Origin of the sequence: Trichococcus palustris, assembly GCF_900114465.1 — a bacterium.
Classification (GTDB): domain Bacteria; phylum Bacillota; class Bacilli; order Lactobacillales; family Aerococcaceae; genus Trichococcus; species Trichococcus palustris.
In genome coordinates this window covers 36,901-50,718 of the sequence record NZ_FOTD01000010.1, presented here as the reverse complement: position 1 = coordinate 50,718, position 13,818 = coordinate 36,901, and the positions used below count along the sequence as shown (strand labels likewise).

General features: G+C 44.2%; 16 protein-coding genes. 4 read left to right on the top strand and 12 right to left on the bottom strand.

Annotated features, from left to right (window positions below; all coding sequences use genetic code 11):
* The first annotated feature begins 64 nt into the window (after positions 1-64).
* On the top strand, positions 65-613 hold the full coding sequence (locus tag BM101_RS08105) for a histidine phosphatase family protein (RefSeq protein WP_409373499.1): 549 nt from the start codon (positions 65-67) through the stop codon (positions 611-613).
* A gap of 36 nt (positions 614-649) precedes the next feature.
* Positions 650-1,027: a MerR family transcriptional regulator gene (locus BM101_RS08100; RefSeq protein WP_087033828.1), complete on the top strand. Its 378-nt coding sequence runs from the start codon at positions 650-652 to the stop codon at positions 1,025-1,027.
* Between the two features lie 182 nt (positions 1,028-1,209).
* Here BM101_RS08100 and BM101_RS08095 read toward each other — a convergent pair whose 3' ends face one another.
* Entirely contained in the window at positions 1,210-1,920 is a 711-nt protein-coding gene (locus BM101_RS08095) for an MgtC/SapB family protein (RefSeq protein WP_177194446.1), read from the bottom strand.
* A 337-nt stretch (positions 1,921-2,257) separates the two neighbouring features.
* Positions 2,258-2,602: a winged helix-turn-helix transcriptional regulator gene (locus BM101_RS08090; protein ID WP_087033830.1), complete on the bottom strand. Its 345-nt coding sequence runs from the start codon at positions 2,600-2,602 to the stop codon at positions 2,258-2,260.
* A 132-nt stretch (positions 2,603-2,734) separates the two neighbouring features.
* On the opposite strand from BM101_RS08090, the gene BM101_RS08085 reads away from it, so the two are divergent.
* Positions 2,735-3,610, top strand: a complete 876-nt coding sequence (locus BM101_RS08085; protein WP_218149905.1) for an SDR family oxidoreductase — start codon at positions 2,735-2,737, stop codon at positions 3,608-3,610.
* A gap of 189 nt (positions 3,611-3,799) precedes the next feature.
* Here BM101_RS08085 and BM101_RS08080 read toward each other — a convergent pair whose 3' ends face one another.
* Positions 3,800-4,168, bottom strand: coding sequence for a YccF domain-containing protein (locus BM101_RS08080; RefSeq protein WP_087033831.1), 369 nt, complete (start codon positions 4,166-4,168; stop codon positions 3,800-3,802).
* Positions 4,169-4,340: 172 nt separating this feature from the next.
* Here BM101_RS08080 and BM101_RS14250 point away from each other — a divergent pair, with 172 nt between their 5' ends.
* The gene (locus BM101_RS14250) at positions 4,341-4,481 is read left to right on the top strand and encodes a hypothetical protein (RefSeq protein WP_179193098.1); all 141 of its coding nucleotides are present in this window, start codon (positions 4,341-4,343) and stop codon (positions 4,479-4,481) included.
* Between the two features lie 440 nt (positions 4,482-4,921).
* Here BM101_RS14250 and BM101_RS08075 read toward each other — a convergent pair whose 3' ends face one another.
* The 9 genes from BM101_RS08075 to pgmB form a co-directional block, all read right to left on the bottom strand.
* Complete coding sequence (locus tag BM101_RS08075; RefSeq protein WP_087033832.1) at positions 4,922-5,524, bottom strand: AAA family ATPase; 603 nt, start codon at positions 5,522-5,524, stop codon at positions 4,922-4,924.
* Positions 5,525-5,531: 7 nt separating this feature from the next.
* Complete coding sequence (locus tag BM101_RS08070; RefSeq protein ID WP_087033833.1) at positions 5,532-6,395, bottom strand: class II fructose-bisphosphate aldolase; 864 nt, start codon at positions 6,393-6,395, stop codon at positions 5,532-5,534.
* Between the two features lie 26 nt (positions 6,396-6,421).
* Positions 6,422-6,838, bottom strand: a complete 417-nt coding sequence (locus tag BM101_RS08065) for a hypothetical protein (protein ID WP_087033834.1) — start codon at positions 6,836-6,838, stop codon at positions 6,422-6,424.
* Positions 6,839-6,863: 25 nt separating this feature from the next.
* Positions 6,864-8,147, bottom strand: a complete 1,284-nt coding sequence (locus BM101_RS08060) for a PTS sugar transporter subunit IIC (RefSeq protein WP_087033835.1) — start codon at positions 8,145-8,147, stop codon at positions 6,864-6,866.
* A 25-nt stretch (positions 8,148-8,172) separates the two neighbouring features.
* The gene (locus BM101_RS08055; RefSeq protein WP_087033836.1) at positions 8,173-8,481 is read right to left on the bottom strand and encodes a PTS sugar transporter subunit IIB; all 309 of its coding nucleotides are present in this window, start codon (positions 8,479-8,481) and stop codon (positions 8,173-8,175) included.
* Between the two features lie 55 nt (positions 8,482-8,536).
* Positions 8,537-10,615 (bottom strand): BglG family transcription antiterminator, encoded by a 2,079-nt coding sequence (locus BM101_RS08050; RefSeq protein WP_087033837.1) that lies wholly within the window; start codon positions 10,613-10,615, stop codon positions 8,537-8,539.
* Between the two features lie 460 nt (positions 10,616-11,075).
* On the bottom strand, positions 11,076-12,083 hold the full coding sequence (locus BM101_RS08045) for a LacI family DNA-binding transcriptional regulator (protein WP_087033838.1): 1,008 nt from the start codon (positions 12,081-12,083) through the stop codon (positions 11,076-11,078).
* Positions 12,084-12,121: 38 nt separating this feature from the next.
* On the bottom strand, positions 12,122-13,135 hold the full coding sequence (locus BM101_RS08040) for an aldose epimerase family protein (RefSeq protein WP_087033839.1): 1,014 nt from the start codon (positions 13,133-13,135) through the stop codon (positions 12,122-12,124).
* Positions 13,128-13,799 (bottom strand): beta-phosphoglucomutase, encoded by a 672-nt coding sequence (gene pgmB, locus BM101_RS08035; protein ID WP_087033840.1) that lies wholly within the window; start codon positions 13,797-13,799, stop codon positions 13,128-13,130. The genes BM101_RS08040 and pgmB overlap by 8 nt, the downstream gene beginning before the upstream one ends.
* Between the last annotated feature and the right edge of the window lie 19 nt (positions 13,800-13,818).

Here is a 13,818-nt window from a genome sequence, read left to right as displayed (position 1 = left end):
TCGTTAACGAGGTAAGATCCATCTTTCCGGAGGAGGCCATTATTTGAAGAAGACTTTTTATTTGATGCGGCACGGGCAGACACTATTCAATGTCCGAAGAAAAATACAGGGATCCTGCGATTCCCCTTTGACCGAACTCGGCATCCAACAAGCCAAAGTAGCATCCGCTTATTTCAGCGATATTTCGCTGGACCACGCCTACAGTTCCACAGCGGAACGCAGTAGCGATACGTTGGAAATCGTCACCAATAATGAAATGCCCTATACGCGGCTAAAAGGCTTGAAGGAAATGCATTTCGGGGCGTTCGAAGGCGAAAGCGAAGACCTGAATCCCGAAGATAAGAGCACCTTTTTCCTTCAGTACGGCGGCGAGTCTGGGGAACAGGTAAGGGAACGGGTAGTCAAAACCTGTAAGGAAATCATGGAGCAGGATGACCATCACAGCGTCTTGGCCGTTTCCCACGCTGGGGCTTGCATCCATTTCTTGAGCGCCTGGCAGGATCCGCATGAAGTCCTGCAGAAAGGAGTTCCCAACTGCTGCATTTTCAAATATGAATATGACGTCACCGACAAGAACTTCACCCTGCTGGAAGTCATCCAGCACGGTATTTAGAACATACCCACACTTCAGACAACGGGAGGATCCATTATGAACATTGCAGAGGTAAGCAGAATCAATGGTATTTCAAGCGACACGCTCCGCTACTACGAACGGATCGGGCTGATCCCAACCGTCAAGCGGACCCAGGGCGGAATCCGGAATTACGATGAGACAGACATGAAATGGATCAACTTCGCCAAATGCATGCGCTCTGCCGGCTTACCAATTGAAGTATTGATCGAGTACGTCCGTCTGTTCCACGAAGGCGATACAACACTGGAAACCCGCAGAACGTTGCTGATAGAGCAACGGGAGCAGCTACAAAGCAAAATGCAAGACATGCAGGCAACACTGGACCGACTGGACCACAAAATCGAAAACTACGATACGGTCCTGCAGCAAAAAGTCGGGGAACTTATGATTTAATATGCTTCAGATAAAAAACATCACCCAAAAATATATTTCGGGTGATGTTTTTTTGTCTTCCTATAGAAATTTGCATCCGACTAACGATGCTTTCGCTGCTTACTGTTGCTTTAAGTGGTCAACCACTTTGATGGTTGCCTTGGCTGCAACGACAGTAAGGAATAGCCGGATTAATCCTTTCCCTACAAGTTATCAACTTTCACATAGCTGATGGACTCATCAAAATCGACCAGTTTGTTGCTGACGTCATTCAAGTTCAACTTATCCGATACTTGCGCCCGATAAGTGAAACAATTGATCGTATCACCTTTCGCATTGTACTCCTCCCGGAAGTCCATCTTCAGGATGTCCATCCCCATACCCTCAAACAGCTGGGAAAGCTTATTTTTAAAATCCTTCGGGCCTTTGAAGTACACAGTAAGCTTGATGGTCTTTTTGCTTTCGAATATTTTTTTGAGGACACTCAACACGATATAGATGATCGAACAGCCCGTGAACGCGAGATAATAATAGCCCATTCCGACGGCTATGCCTAGCCCCGCCACAGACCAGAGCGAAGCGGCGCTCGTCAGACCGGCGACCTTATTGTTTTTGGTCACCAGGATGGTACCCGCGCCGATGAACCCGATTCCGGAAACGATTTGGGCGGTTATCCGCGTGAAGTCGGTGCTCAGTACGGACTGCAGCGCTTCATTTTGCAAGGCAAGCGCAACGACTTCCTGACTGGACAACACCTGGATGATGGTTATGATGCACGCCGCAAGGCAGACGAGTATATTCGTACGCAATCCCGCAGCCTGTCCTTTCATTTGCCGTTCCGATCCAATCACCGTGCCTATGACGACGGCGGACAGCAAGCGGATGTTAAGTTCCATTAAATCTAAAGATGCCATAGATACATCCCTCCTATCTTTTTTCGTTCCATACATGTTTCCATTAAATATACCCTATGACGAAAGCAGAGGATAGCACTATCTTGCGGAAATGGCTGCATTCATTTTCAAGTCGTCCGTTATCGTGTTTTATCTGTTCAATTTGATGATGAGACGGGATTTATAGACGAACTAGGGCTTCGTCGGGGATTTAACGTACTTTTCTCTTTTGTTTCCCGATGAGGTGGGCCTCGTCGATAATTTGACGTACATTTCTCTTGTAATTATCGGCGAACAGGGCTTCGTCGGGGATTTAATGTAAAAAAGTCGATTCCTCGTTGCAAGAAATCGACTCTTTTTATTTACTTACTAAATTCTTTTTGCTCCATTCGCCCATGCTCTGCAGGATCGGGATGAAACTTTGCCCCAATGGCGTTAAGGAATATTCTACTTTTGGCGGAACTTCCTTATAAACTTCTCTATGAACCATCTGATCTTCTTCCAATTCCCTCAATTGCCTTGTCAGTATCCCTTTCGAAATATTAGGCAACAACCGTTGGAGCTCATTGAACCTTCTTGTCTGCGTGCTTAAATTCCATAAGATGATGATCTTCCATTTCCCCGCAATGATGTCTTGCGTTTGCGTTACGGGGCAAACCTCTATTTGCTCCCCTGCAGGTTCACCAAACCGACTTCTTGCCATAATAAACCCCTCCCGTTCTTAATGGTACTGTTTTTGTGACTAGGTCATTAAAAAGTGCCTACTTTCAAAAAGATGTCTATTGTTATACTATTAGCTTACTATAAAAAAGTAAACAAAAAAAGGGAGAGATGCATGATGAAATTATTAGTAACCGGAGCAACTGGAAAATTCGGAACCAAGGTTGTAGAAATGCTGTTGAAGACTGTACCAGCCAGTCAACTGGCTGTCAGTGTTCGTAACCCGGAGAAAGCGGAAGAATTAAGGGCACGTGGAGTGGAAGTCCGACAAGGGGATTTCGATCATCCGGAAACATTGGATGCTGCTTTTGCAGGTGTCGATCGTTTATTGCTTGTCTCTGCAGATGGGGATAATGAAACAAGAATCCGCCAGCATGCCAATGCGGTAGCTGCGGCAGAACGCGCCAGCGTCGCTTTCATCGCGTATACCAGTTTAGCGAATGCAAAAGAAAGCAAAAATTTATTCGCTCCCACGCATCAGTTCACAGAAGAAGCGATCTTGAAGACAGGGATCCCCTACTCCTTCTTGCGCAACAACTGGTACTTGGAGAATGAAATTTCAAGTATTCAAGGTGTCCTGGCAGGATCTCCTTGGGTCACATCAGCAGGAGCCGGCAAGGTCGGCTGGGCATTGCAACAAGATTATGCAGAGGCTGCGGCTGCCGTACTTTCCGGTGACGGGCACGAAAATACAATCTACGAGCTTTCTGGCAAGGTATCGACTCAAGAAGAAATAGCAGCAGCTCTCGGAAGCGTACTAGGTAAAGAAGTAAGCGTGCAACAGGTTGATGACGCTGCCTATGCTGAAATCATGCAGGATGCTGGTGTGCCGGATTTCGTTATTCCTATCCTTGTTGAGATCCAAAAAAGCATTCGAGTAGGCTCCCTGGATGTTGAGAGCAACGATTTCGAGAAACTGCTTGGTCGTCCGGCAACCCCGATCAATGAGGCGTTGAGCCAAATCGTAAAGGAAATCACGCAAAATAAATAATTGAATTGTGCCTAACCTTTTCAGCGTAATTGCTTGTGACCCTGAAAAGTTATAGTTTTGGCTCTATAAAAAATGAGGCCCCTTATACCAGTGATCGACTGGGTATAAGAAGCCTCATTACTTTTTAAAATAGGGTCTTTCTTCGGCAGCGCACCCATCTACCAATCTATTCGATGACGGCATTGGATATTAAGAAATCCGATAGATTTCCGCACCGAACGGCATCAGTGCCAATTTGGCATGCTTGAAATGCTGCAGCCCAAAAGGAATGCCCACAATTGTTAGGCAGAAAGCAACACCCAGGATGACTTCTTCAGCCGCCAATGCCAATCCGCCCAACAGCATCCAGACAATGTTTATGATCAAAGATGTGCCGCTGTCGCTTATGCGGATTTCCCTGCCGAAGGGCACTGCCGCCATTACCGCGAACTTGAAGCATTGCATGCCGACAGGAGTCCCGACAATTGTCAGGCACCACAGGATTCCGATCACAATCCAGGAAAAAAAGCTGATAAACCCACCCAAAACAAACCAAACCAGATTCATTAAGAAATTCATGATCCTCAACCTCTCTTTCCTTTACATTATAATCCCTGTTGAGTGCTTAGGCATCGGTCTAAGTACTGAATTTTCCACTCAAAGATGCACATTCACGTGCGAGAATTCCTTACTTCCCAACCCATCAAGTGCTAAAATAAGACCAATACCTACTAATGTCGGCTGGGAAGACGTGTACCACTTCTATCAGCCCACGGATTTTGAGAAGGCCAAGGAAATCTATGAAAAAGGCCTTGCCCAGACGACGGATTTTGCTGAGGACAGAGATGTGTTGGAAGAATGGCTGGAGATACTGAAGAACGAAATGAAATAATAAAAAAGCCAAGAGCATTCATCAGAGTTAGTTGTCGTTGGAACCATTTGTGATAATCCCGAGCTGACCAAACCAAAGAATCCAGCCTTAGAGATAGCAAGTAATTTGGATACTTATCGTAAACTGATTGAAGAAAAAGTCGCGGAAGGATATCCCGCTATACCTATTTATTCTCATTAAATGGCAAGATTACTTAGCGAAAGTCAAACTGATAGATACTTTTTTGTATCGTGATTTGAATAATTTCCAGATCATATCTGTCAAGTTATATAATACAAAAGCAAATAATAGGATTAGAAACATTATAAAATTAATGTCTCTAACCCCTTTTTATCAATCTAATTGTAAAAACCCGTGATAAATAATTAGAATCAAATCATTGTACATTCATGTACACCTTCACAAAAGATTGGACTCATGTCTGAAAAGTGTTACCCCCACTAAAGCGTTCTCAATTTATTCAACAAATCCGTATAGTCTACCTTAGAAAAATCAGACACATCATACTCATACAGTTGACCTAATGAGAACTCGTTATATTGTCGCGTTTCAATAATGTTCCTGAATTCTTCTTCCGTAATCAGACTATCTGCTTTTGAACGATCATCCAGAGAATCTCCAAAATGATAGTGTGACATTACATGACTCAAATGCCTATCATTTTCGATATCTCGCACTTTTCTTCTGGCCCATAAAGCATCAAAATCGGCTACTAGTCTAATCGTTATAACTTTATATGAATATTTGTTTGCTAAACTTTCTAAGGAAGAGCGTTGTTTATTGGAGAACGGATATTCCGATAAAATGAATCGTTTGCCCGCACTCATATATAGATCCAATGCCCCATAATAGAATTCCCAAACTTTTTTTTCTAATTGTGCCTTCTCCTCCAAGCTATCAAAACCTACTGAGTCGGCGAATATCTCCTTTCCTTCATCCGGAGTAAGGATGAACATGTCTGGTAGAACTTTTTTTATCAAATTGATTAAGTAGCTTTTTCCTGTTGCTGGACTCCCTGCTATTAAAATAAGATACTTATCCATTTGAAGCCTAGCCTATCTTTAATGGACTATCTACATTCATAAATAATCCGATTTTATGTTTTACAATCTCTTTCACTTTCATGTTAGCAGGGATGACATTGTGTCTGAGTGATTTGTTCAGTTCAGTGGTGCTAAAACAGTCTTTTGCCTCTTTGTTCCAATTCACTAATAATTCAGTACCTACGTTAAATTTGCGGATACCATTATTGATCAGTTCAGGATAATCTTCTTCCTTCACGCCGGTACCGCCATGGATCACTAAGGGCACATCAACTACGGCATTGATTTCTTTGAGCAATGGAATATTTACCTCTGTTTTGGATTTGAATTGACCGTGGTTAGTCCCAATCGCAATAGCTAAAGCATCTACACCCGTTTTCTCAACAAACTCAACGGCATCCTCCGGTTTAGTGTAAACTTTGTCATTTTCCGCAACTGAGATACCTTCTTCTGTTCCTCCGATTGTACCCAGTTCACCTTCTACAGACACACCATGGGCATGTGCATATTCCACGACGGCTCTTGTTTTCGCTATGTTTTCTTTGAACGGCAAATGCGAACCGTCATACATTACGCTTGAAAACCCTGCATCGATAGCTGCCTTGATCTCATCGAAATCTCTCGCATGATCCAAATGTAGAACTACATCAACCATCTCGTCTGCTGCTATTTCTTTAACTACAGCAACGATGAGTTTATAGCCAATATATTTTGCTGTATCGATACTCGTTTGAATAATGATCGGGCTACCCATTTCTTTTGCTCCGCGAATCATTTCTGGTAACATTTCTAGATTGTGCGTGTTGAATGCGCCGATTGTCATATTCAGTTCTTCTGCCATAGCAGTAACTTCTTTTAAATTTTTATACATATTTTCATCATTTCCTTTGCTGTATATTATTTTGATCCTGATATGGTTACTTTCTTAGCAATCTGTCTCATGTTATCCATTTTCCCCATGTATTCTTCGATGCCTGCATCACTGCCGTTTCTTGCTGCTTCAGCTCGTTTGGCATTGTAGATGCTCATTAATTTTTTGTAGCCATCCCCAATCGTCAATTTGTAATCCAAACTCTTTTCTAAAGTGGCAAGAGCCTGATCATCCTCACCCAACTCAGCATAAGCCAACCCTAATTTTTCATGCAGCGAAGCCAACAACACGTTTTTTTGTGTATCTGCTGAATCAATTTCTTGGATTTCCGTAGTGGTTTTTTCGATTACATCCCGTAATTCGGAGATGCGCTCATCAGATAACTGAATTTTTTCTTTAACTTCTTGAACTTTTTCCTTCTTTTTTCCAAAAAAGTTAAACATTGATTTTTCCTCCAATACTTACTGATTAGAACGCCTTTAAGATTGGGCTCAAGATCCATGCGTACAACATTGCAGCTGAAACTGTATCAACGTCTGTTGCTGTAGCGTTTATGAATCCCATACCATTAAAGATTGTCACTAGAAGTGCTGGCAATAATGTAATGAAGAATCCATGGGCAATACCGCCAATAATTGCTCCTCTGCGGCCGCCTACAGCATTACCAAAGATACCTGCTGTACCTCCAGCGAAGAAGTTTGTCAGCATTCCTGGCAAAATCATTGCTAGTCCGAATACTGGAAGTGTGAACATTGCGATAATTGTACCGATTGTTGTTGTGATGAATCCCAAAATTACCGCATTTGGAGAATATGGGAAGAATACTGGGCAATCCAATGCAGGGATAGCATCCGGCACTAATTTCATTGCAATACCTCTGAATGCTGGCACGATTTCTCCTAGCAATAAGCGTACACCGGCTAATAATACATACACCCCAACAACGAACTGGATTGCTTGTAGGAACGCGAACATCAAGTAATGTTGTGACCCAGGATCGCCTACACCAGGACCAGCAAAGGCTGCTGTGATGATGTATAGAGGAACCATAACTACCATTACAGATAGATAAGTATCTTGTAGGAATTCAAACGATTCAGGTAATTTGATATCTTCAATCGATTTTTTGTTTTCCCCTTTTTCGCCAAAAATCTTAGCAACGCCTGCTTCGAATAAATAACCAATGGTACAGAAGTGACCTAAGGCGATATCATTTGATCCAGTAATCTTACGAATGATAGGTTGGGCAAGTGCTGGCATAGCTACTGCAAAAACACCACCTACAAATCCGCCAACTAGTATTAGCACAATACCTCTTAGCCCGGCAAAGAAACCGAATACTGTGGTCATTGTCGCCATCCATAGAATTGCCTGACCGGTTAAGAAGATATATTTCCATTTAGTGAAGCGAGCAATCAGAATATTAAATATAAAGATAGCTAAGAAAGTAAGGGCAATATCTCTGCCTAGCCCAAGTTCATTCATTGCTTGACCGTTAATGGCTTCAATCGATGGGATAATCCCTTGCATATGGAAACCCGCTGTAAATATCTTCCCAAAATAAACCAAGCTACCTACAATGATGCTGGAACCCGCACTCAACACTTGGAATCCTAGCAACGTTTTTAAAGTGCCTGATATAATTTGTCCGGCCGCCTTCTTCTGAAGCATTAAACCCATCATAGCAATTAAAGCAATCGTAATTGAAGCTTGTGTGAGAACGTTATTAATAATAAAATTTACAACACCCATTAATATCACCTCTTATAATTTTTAATTATAGTGCGCCTTTAGCTTCTAGAACCGGTAAAAGTTTTTCTTCAATTTCAGATTTAGATACGATGTTTTTCAAGTAAACAATGGCTGTCTTTGTTTCATCAATACTGAATTTTTCGAACTGGGATTTAAAATTTTGGGCTGTAATGATGATGTCCGGTTGCAAGGATGCCGCACTGGATATATCTACGTGATCCAACTTTGCTTTTACATTGTGACTGTTCAATACATCCTCCGCTGCCATTTGGGCTGCAAAACTACTGCCTAACCCTGCTCCACATACGAATAGAATATTTACTTTTTTACCCATAAAAATCACGCTCCTATTTCATTTTTATATTATGGAAATCATTCCCATTTCCTAATTACCCAAACAGCACTTGCTTGAATTCCTCTTCAGATTTCACCTCAGCTAATTGATCGATTTTCTCCTCGTCATTAATCAGATCAATCAGGTTCTTCATAATGTTCAAATGGGAAAATGAGTCGATGGCTGATAAACAGAAAATAATCTTAACCGGATCATTCGTCTCGTGCCCAAAATTTACCGGCTCTTCTAAAGTTGCTACACTCAATCCAAGCCTGTTAGCTCCCTCTTCCGGTCGTGCATGTGCTAAAGCAAGATGTGGACCAATTACAATATATGGACCAAACTCCTTAACTGTGTCTATCATTGCTGTTACATACTGATCTGTAATTGTCCCATCATCAAGCAGTGGTTTTGAAACAATTGTTATCGAATCTTCCCAACCACTCGCTTTAGCCTGGATTATGATATCCGTATCCTTCAAAATGTCTTTGATCATAGGCTGAATCTCCCTTGTATTGAATGACAAACGATTTTTTCTAAAGATTTCTTCCACATCACTATAAATCTCTTTCGTAATCTTAATGTCCTGCTTCTCCATCAAGTTAAGTATGGAAGAAAACATCTGCGTCGCATTTTCATGATGACTTATTAATCGTTTACAATCAGAATTTTGATTTAAGAAGTTGTATATCACTTCTTTGCTCTCCCGCTTTATTATTGGATCGATTACCAACAGTGGTTTTGACACCTCTGATATAGGTACAGTAGAAAAAACCAAATCCACATCTAATTTATTAATCAATTCAGTCTCTCTAGAGCTAAGAACGGCAAGAACTTCAATATTAAATAACTCCTTCAGATTCTCTGCCAAGAGTTTTCCAGTAGCCACACCATGATTACAAATAACCACCGCTCGATAACAATATTCAATCTCCTGGTTCAATTCACTTAATGATGTTGAAAAGTGAATAGTCAGAAATGCGACTTCATCTTCAGTAATTTCTTTATCCAGGGTTGTGCTCATTACTTTCGAAAAGCCCTCGACTGCTTTGTAAATTTCGCCATAATTGCTTTTGATGTTGCCTTTCATCGGATTAGCGAATTGGGTGTCATAGCGAAGCCGATTCAACAACCCCCCGATATGTTTATACAGCCCTTCCTGTAAAGCCGCTTCCTTCTTGGAGAATGGTATTTTTGTTGTATTCTCGACGTACTGAATCAGCTGTATAGACAGGATCTGAGCCTGCGCCCACTCAACTGAGTTGTTCATGTCCTTAGAATTGAATGTATTTAACATAAATACCAAGTAGTTGAATTCATTTTTATCTGGTGCTAATCCGAACTGTTCAAAAATAGCGGTTACAAAAACATGCAAGCCATTGGGAGCATTTTCCGTAGCTCTTACCCAATTTGTATTCTTAACATAAAACCCCATGTTGTACCTGACCATCCAAATACCAGTAAACAGGATCCGGTTTTTTCGGTACAAATTTTCTTCACTAGAAGAAATAGATTGATCATATATTTGATTGATTTCATTTATGATTCCCAGAGGAATATATTTGAAAATGATCTGCTGTAATGTAGATTGATTTTTTATGTTATCTATCAGAGCAACGTTATCTATAGCCTTATTGACCAGAGAGTACAGCATGGTTCGGATAATTCTTTCCTTACCTTCAAAAACTAGACCTTGTTTCGGTATGCTTAACACCTCAACACCATATTCTTTTAATAACGTTCTTAACCTCCTCATGTCTTCATCTAAAGTGCTTTTAGATATTTTGTATTCCTCTTCCTTTTGATACAGGAAGACTTTATTTTGCCCTAGTGCTATGTCTAAAACTAAATCGATTATTCTTTCATCCCTGCTATAAAATTCGTCTTTTAAATCACTCCCAAAAAGGCCCATTAAATCAATCATTTGACTTTTACTCAATGTCAATAGAAATCCCTTTCCTCTAACGGTCTCGATGATAGGAAATTCATTATTCATCAAGCAATCATTCAGGTTCTTTATCTCACTCCTCAAAGTCCTCTGACTCAACTTGAATTCCTCGCACAATGTCTCGATGCTAACTGGAAAATCAGAAGCAACAAATTTTCTCAATAGTTCTAATGATCTATCTCTCATATTCTTTATCTCCTTGCTTGATTGAAGTATACGTTCCCTTCAAAAAATTTGTTAGTAGATATTATTGCCATCTAATTTTGCAAAAATGTAAACGCTGTCTTAACCTGTTCCTGATTAGCTCATTTTAATTTAAATTATTCGCAGCTTCTTTAACATTGAGCATGCAAAAAAATCCACACTAGGCTCTAGAATATTGGTGAACCCACCAACATTCAATACCTAGTAGGATTTTTATGTTCGTAAAAAATTAGTTTAACTTACCCCATTTGGATTTAAAAGTATTATTTTGTTTTGTGCTAACAAAAGTGTGCAATGGTTTTCAGCGCAACAAAGCCTTTACAAAATTAAGTTCATTTTGAAATCATGCCCCAAAACAAAAACACAAGCCACCTTGTTTCCAATCACTCACTGGAAACAAGGTGGCTTGCATTATTTTATTCAGTATCCAACAGCACTATTCTCAGAGCCTTATGACAGTCTCCCGCTCAATCACTTCATGCGGCACGATCATCTTCGGCAGCAGCAGGCTCGGTTCGTGCAGTTGCCGCAGCAGTTGCGTCGCTGCCTGTCTGGCCAATTCCTGCACATGGATATCCACGGTCGTCAGGAACGGATGGGACAAGGTCGCGAATACGGAATTGTTGAAGCTGATCAGGGAAATGTCGTCCGGCACCTTGTAATGATCCAGCTGCAGATACTGCAGGACCTTCAGGGCCAGGCGGTCGTCACCGACGACCAGTCCGGTCGGTTTGGTCTCTTCGAGGAACTCTTGGAAGGCCATGAAATCATCCGGCGTTTCGAAATAGAGTGCCGGATGGACGATCAGATCGGCGTCCCGTAGGGCATCGGAGTAGCCCTTGTAGCGCTCCTTATCGACCACCTGGGAAGGCGTCAAACCGACATAGCCGATCCGTTGGTGCCCGTGCTGGACCAGATAGTCCGCCGCCGTCTTGCCGGATAAGCGGTTGTCGTTGTCGACGTAGATCGTCTCGTTCTCGTAGGCATCCGGTTTCCCAAGCAAGGCATAGGGAATCTTCTCATCATGTAGGAATTTCCGGATCGGATCCTTCGCCTCCGAATACAGCAGGATGAAGCCGTCGACCAGTTTGCGCTGATGCATCAGGCGTACGCTGTCCTTCAATTCCGCCATCGTTTTTCCGGTCGCCAAGGAGATCATGTACTTCTGTTCGTTGCACACGACCCCGATTTCCTGGATCATCTCCAGGAACAACGGATTCTGGGCCGGGTTCCCCATCGTCGCCACCGGCAGGATTACGCCGATTGTCTGCGTTGATTGATTGGCCAGATTCTGGGCGGCGAAGTTGGGCGTATAGCCGAGTTTCTGCATCGCTTGGCGTACTTTTATTTTTGTGTTTTCGCTGATCAGCGGGCTGTCCTTCAACGTCCTTGAAACGGTCGAAGTGGCCACGCCGGCTGCTTTTGCGACATCTTTTATCGTAACGGTCATAGGCGGATTACCTCAGATTTCATTTTTCTCACCTAAGATTACCACGTAAAGTGATAATTTTGAACCCTTTTCGCCAAAGTGTGGGGCTGCAGGACAATATTGTCCCACTCCGGATGACGGATGGCATCCGGCGCTTCCTGCGCCTCGATCGCCAATCCCAGATGGCTTTCCATCGGGCGGCCGTTCACAAGGTACGGCTCGTTCATATCCGTCGTCGAAAAGAGGACGATGCTGCTGCGGTTGCTCGAAAGGATCAGCTGACGGCCGCTTCCTTCATCCCTCAGGATCAGTTGCGGTTGCTTGCCCGGTCGCATCCAGAAAACATCGTCAAACCCTTGCTCGCGTTTGCCGATGGCTTCGCCGATGCTGCGCGCTTGGCGGAAATCGAAAGCCGTGCCGGCCACCGCTTGTCTGGTTCCGGTCGGCAGCTTATCGGCATCGAGTGCCAGTACTTCCTCGCAGGCCAACTGCAGCGTGTGGTCGGTTATGCGGCGTTTCGCGTCCCCGCTCAGATTGAAGTAGATGTGGCTGGTCGGGTTGAACAATGTTTCCTCGGCGCTGATTCCCTGCATCTCGACCGTCAGCCCGCCGGCCGCATCGAGGGTATAGCTGACTTTCGCCTGCAGCTTGCCTGGATAGCCGACCCTTTCCGGTGTCGAAGTCAAGGAGAAGGTGACCGTTGCGGCCTCTTCCGTTTGTTCGGTCGTGTAGTCCCAGAATTGTTGGCCCCAGCCGCGGCTGCCGCCATGGATATGGTGGTCGCCGGCATTTTTCTCCAGCTGCACCGCTCCCCATTTCCCGACGGCAATCCGGCCCGCGACCGGCCCGACGGTGGCGCCGAAGGAAGCCTGATCTTTGCCGTATGCCTCCGCATCGGCAAGTCCCAAGACGACGTTTTCGCTTGTCCCTTCCCGATCCGGCACAAGCAATCCGGTCAGCCGCGCGCCGTAGTTGATGCAGCTGACGGCCATCCCGTTCGGTTGGCGCATGGTGATGCGCATGACTTTTTCCGGTCCGATGCTGCCCCATTCGGAAACAGCGATGCTAACCATTGGCTTTCGCCTTCATCCATGTTCGGCGCAGGACGGCAAGCGACAGATTGGCCGTGCTCGGCAGGACGTGGTCAGCCAGCCACAATACTCGTTCGTCCCCTACCGCGACCGCCGCGATGGCGGCAGCCTTGATGGCTTCCACGCCTGAAGCGGCATCCTCTACGCCGATGCAGTCAGCGGGCTGGACACCGGCCAAGCTGGCGCCCGCCAAAAAGATGTCCGGCGCCGGTTTCCCGGCCGCAACAGTTGCCGGATCGACGATGTCGTCGAAATAATCCCTCACCTGCAGGAGCGCCAATATCCCGGGGGCGTTCTTGCTGGCGGATGTTATGATTGTTTTCAGTTCCGCTGCCCGCAATTCCTCCAGCAGCGGCAAAATGCCCGGCAGAATATCGTCCGGCGTCATTTCCTGGATCAGTTCCAGATAATGCTCATTTTTCTTCGTGCACAGCGTTTCTTTTTCGGCCGGGGAATATTTGTCGGAAACCCCGCCCTGCGCCAGAATGCGTTCCAAGGAATCCAGGCGGCTGACGCCCTTCAACTCCTCGTTGAATTTTTCGTCGACCTCAATCCCCAACTCAGCCCCCAACTCGCGCCAAGCCAGAAAATGGAATTTGGCTGTATCGGTGATCACACCGTCCAAATCAAACAATACTGCTTTCATGTCATCGTCCCTCTCCGTT

Bases quoted from the DNA above. Each gene is read 5' to 3' on its own strand.
- BM101_RS08105 (WP_409373499.1), top strand. From the start codon at position 65: ATGCGGCACGGGCAGACACTATTCAATGTCCGAAGAAAAATACAGGGA.
- BM101_RS08100 (WP_087033828.1), top strand. From the start codon at position 650: ATGAACATTGCAGAGGTAAGCAGAATCAATGGTATTTCAAGCGACACG.
- BM101_RS08095 (WP_177194446.1), bottom strand. From the start codon at position 1,920: ATGGCATCTTTAGATTTAATGGAACTTAACATCCGCTTGCTGTCCGCC.
- BM101_RS08090 (WP_087033830.1), bottom strand. From the start codon at position 2,602: ATGGCAAGAAGTCGGTTTGGTGAACCTGCAGGGGAGCAAATAGAGGTT.
- BM101_RS08085 (WP_218149905.1), top strand. From the start codon at position 2,735: ATGATGAAATTATTAGTAACCGGAGCAACTGGAAAATTCGGAACCAAG.
- BM101_RS08080 (WP_087033831.1), bottom strand. From the start codon at position 4,168: ATGAATTTCTTAATGAATCTGGTTTGGTTTGTTTTGGGTGGGTTTATC.
- BM101_RS08075 (WP_087033832.1), bottom strand. From the start codon at position 5,524: ATGGATAAGTATCTTATTTTAATAGCAGGGAGTCCAGCAACAGGAAAA.
- BM101_RS08070 (WP_087033833.1), bottom strand. From the start codon at position 6,395: ATGTATAAAAATTTAAAAGAAGTTACTGCTATGGCAGAAGAACTGAAT.
- BM101_RS08065 (WP_087033834.1), bottom strand. From the start codon at position 6,838: ATGTTTAACTTTTTTGGAAAAAAGAAGGAAAAAGTTCAAGAAGTTAAA.
- BM101_RS08060 (WP_087033835.1), bottom strand. From the start codon at position 8,147: ATGGGTGTTGTAAATTTTATTATTAATAACGTTCTCACACAAGCTTCA.
- BM101_RS08055 (WP_087033836.1), bottom strand. From the start codon at position 8,481: ATGGGTAAAAAAGTAAATATTCTATTCGTATGTGGAGCAGGGTTAGGC.
- BM101_RS08050 (WP_087033837.1), bottom strand. From the start codon at position 10,615: ATGAGAGATAGATCATTAGAACTATTGAGAAAATTTGTTGCTTCTGAT.
- BM101_RS08045 (WP_087033838.1), bottom strand. From the start codon at position 12,083: ATGACCGTTACGATAAAAGATGTCGCAAAAGCAGCCGGCGTGGCCACT.
- BM101_RS08040 (WP_087033839.1), bottom strand. From the start codon at position 13,135: ATGGTTAGCATCGCTGTTTCCGAATGGGGCAGCATCGGACCGGAAAAA.
- pgmB (WP_087033840.1), bottom strand. From the start codon at position 13,799: ATGAAAGCAGTATTGTTTGATTTGGACGGTGTGATCACCGATACAGCC.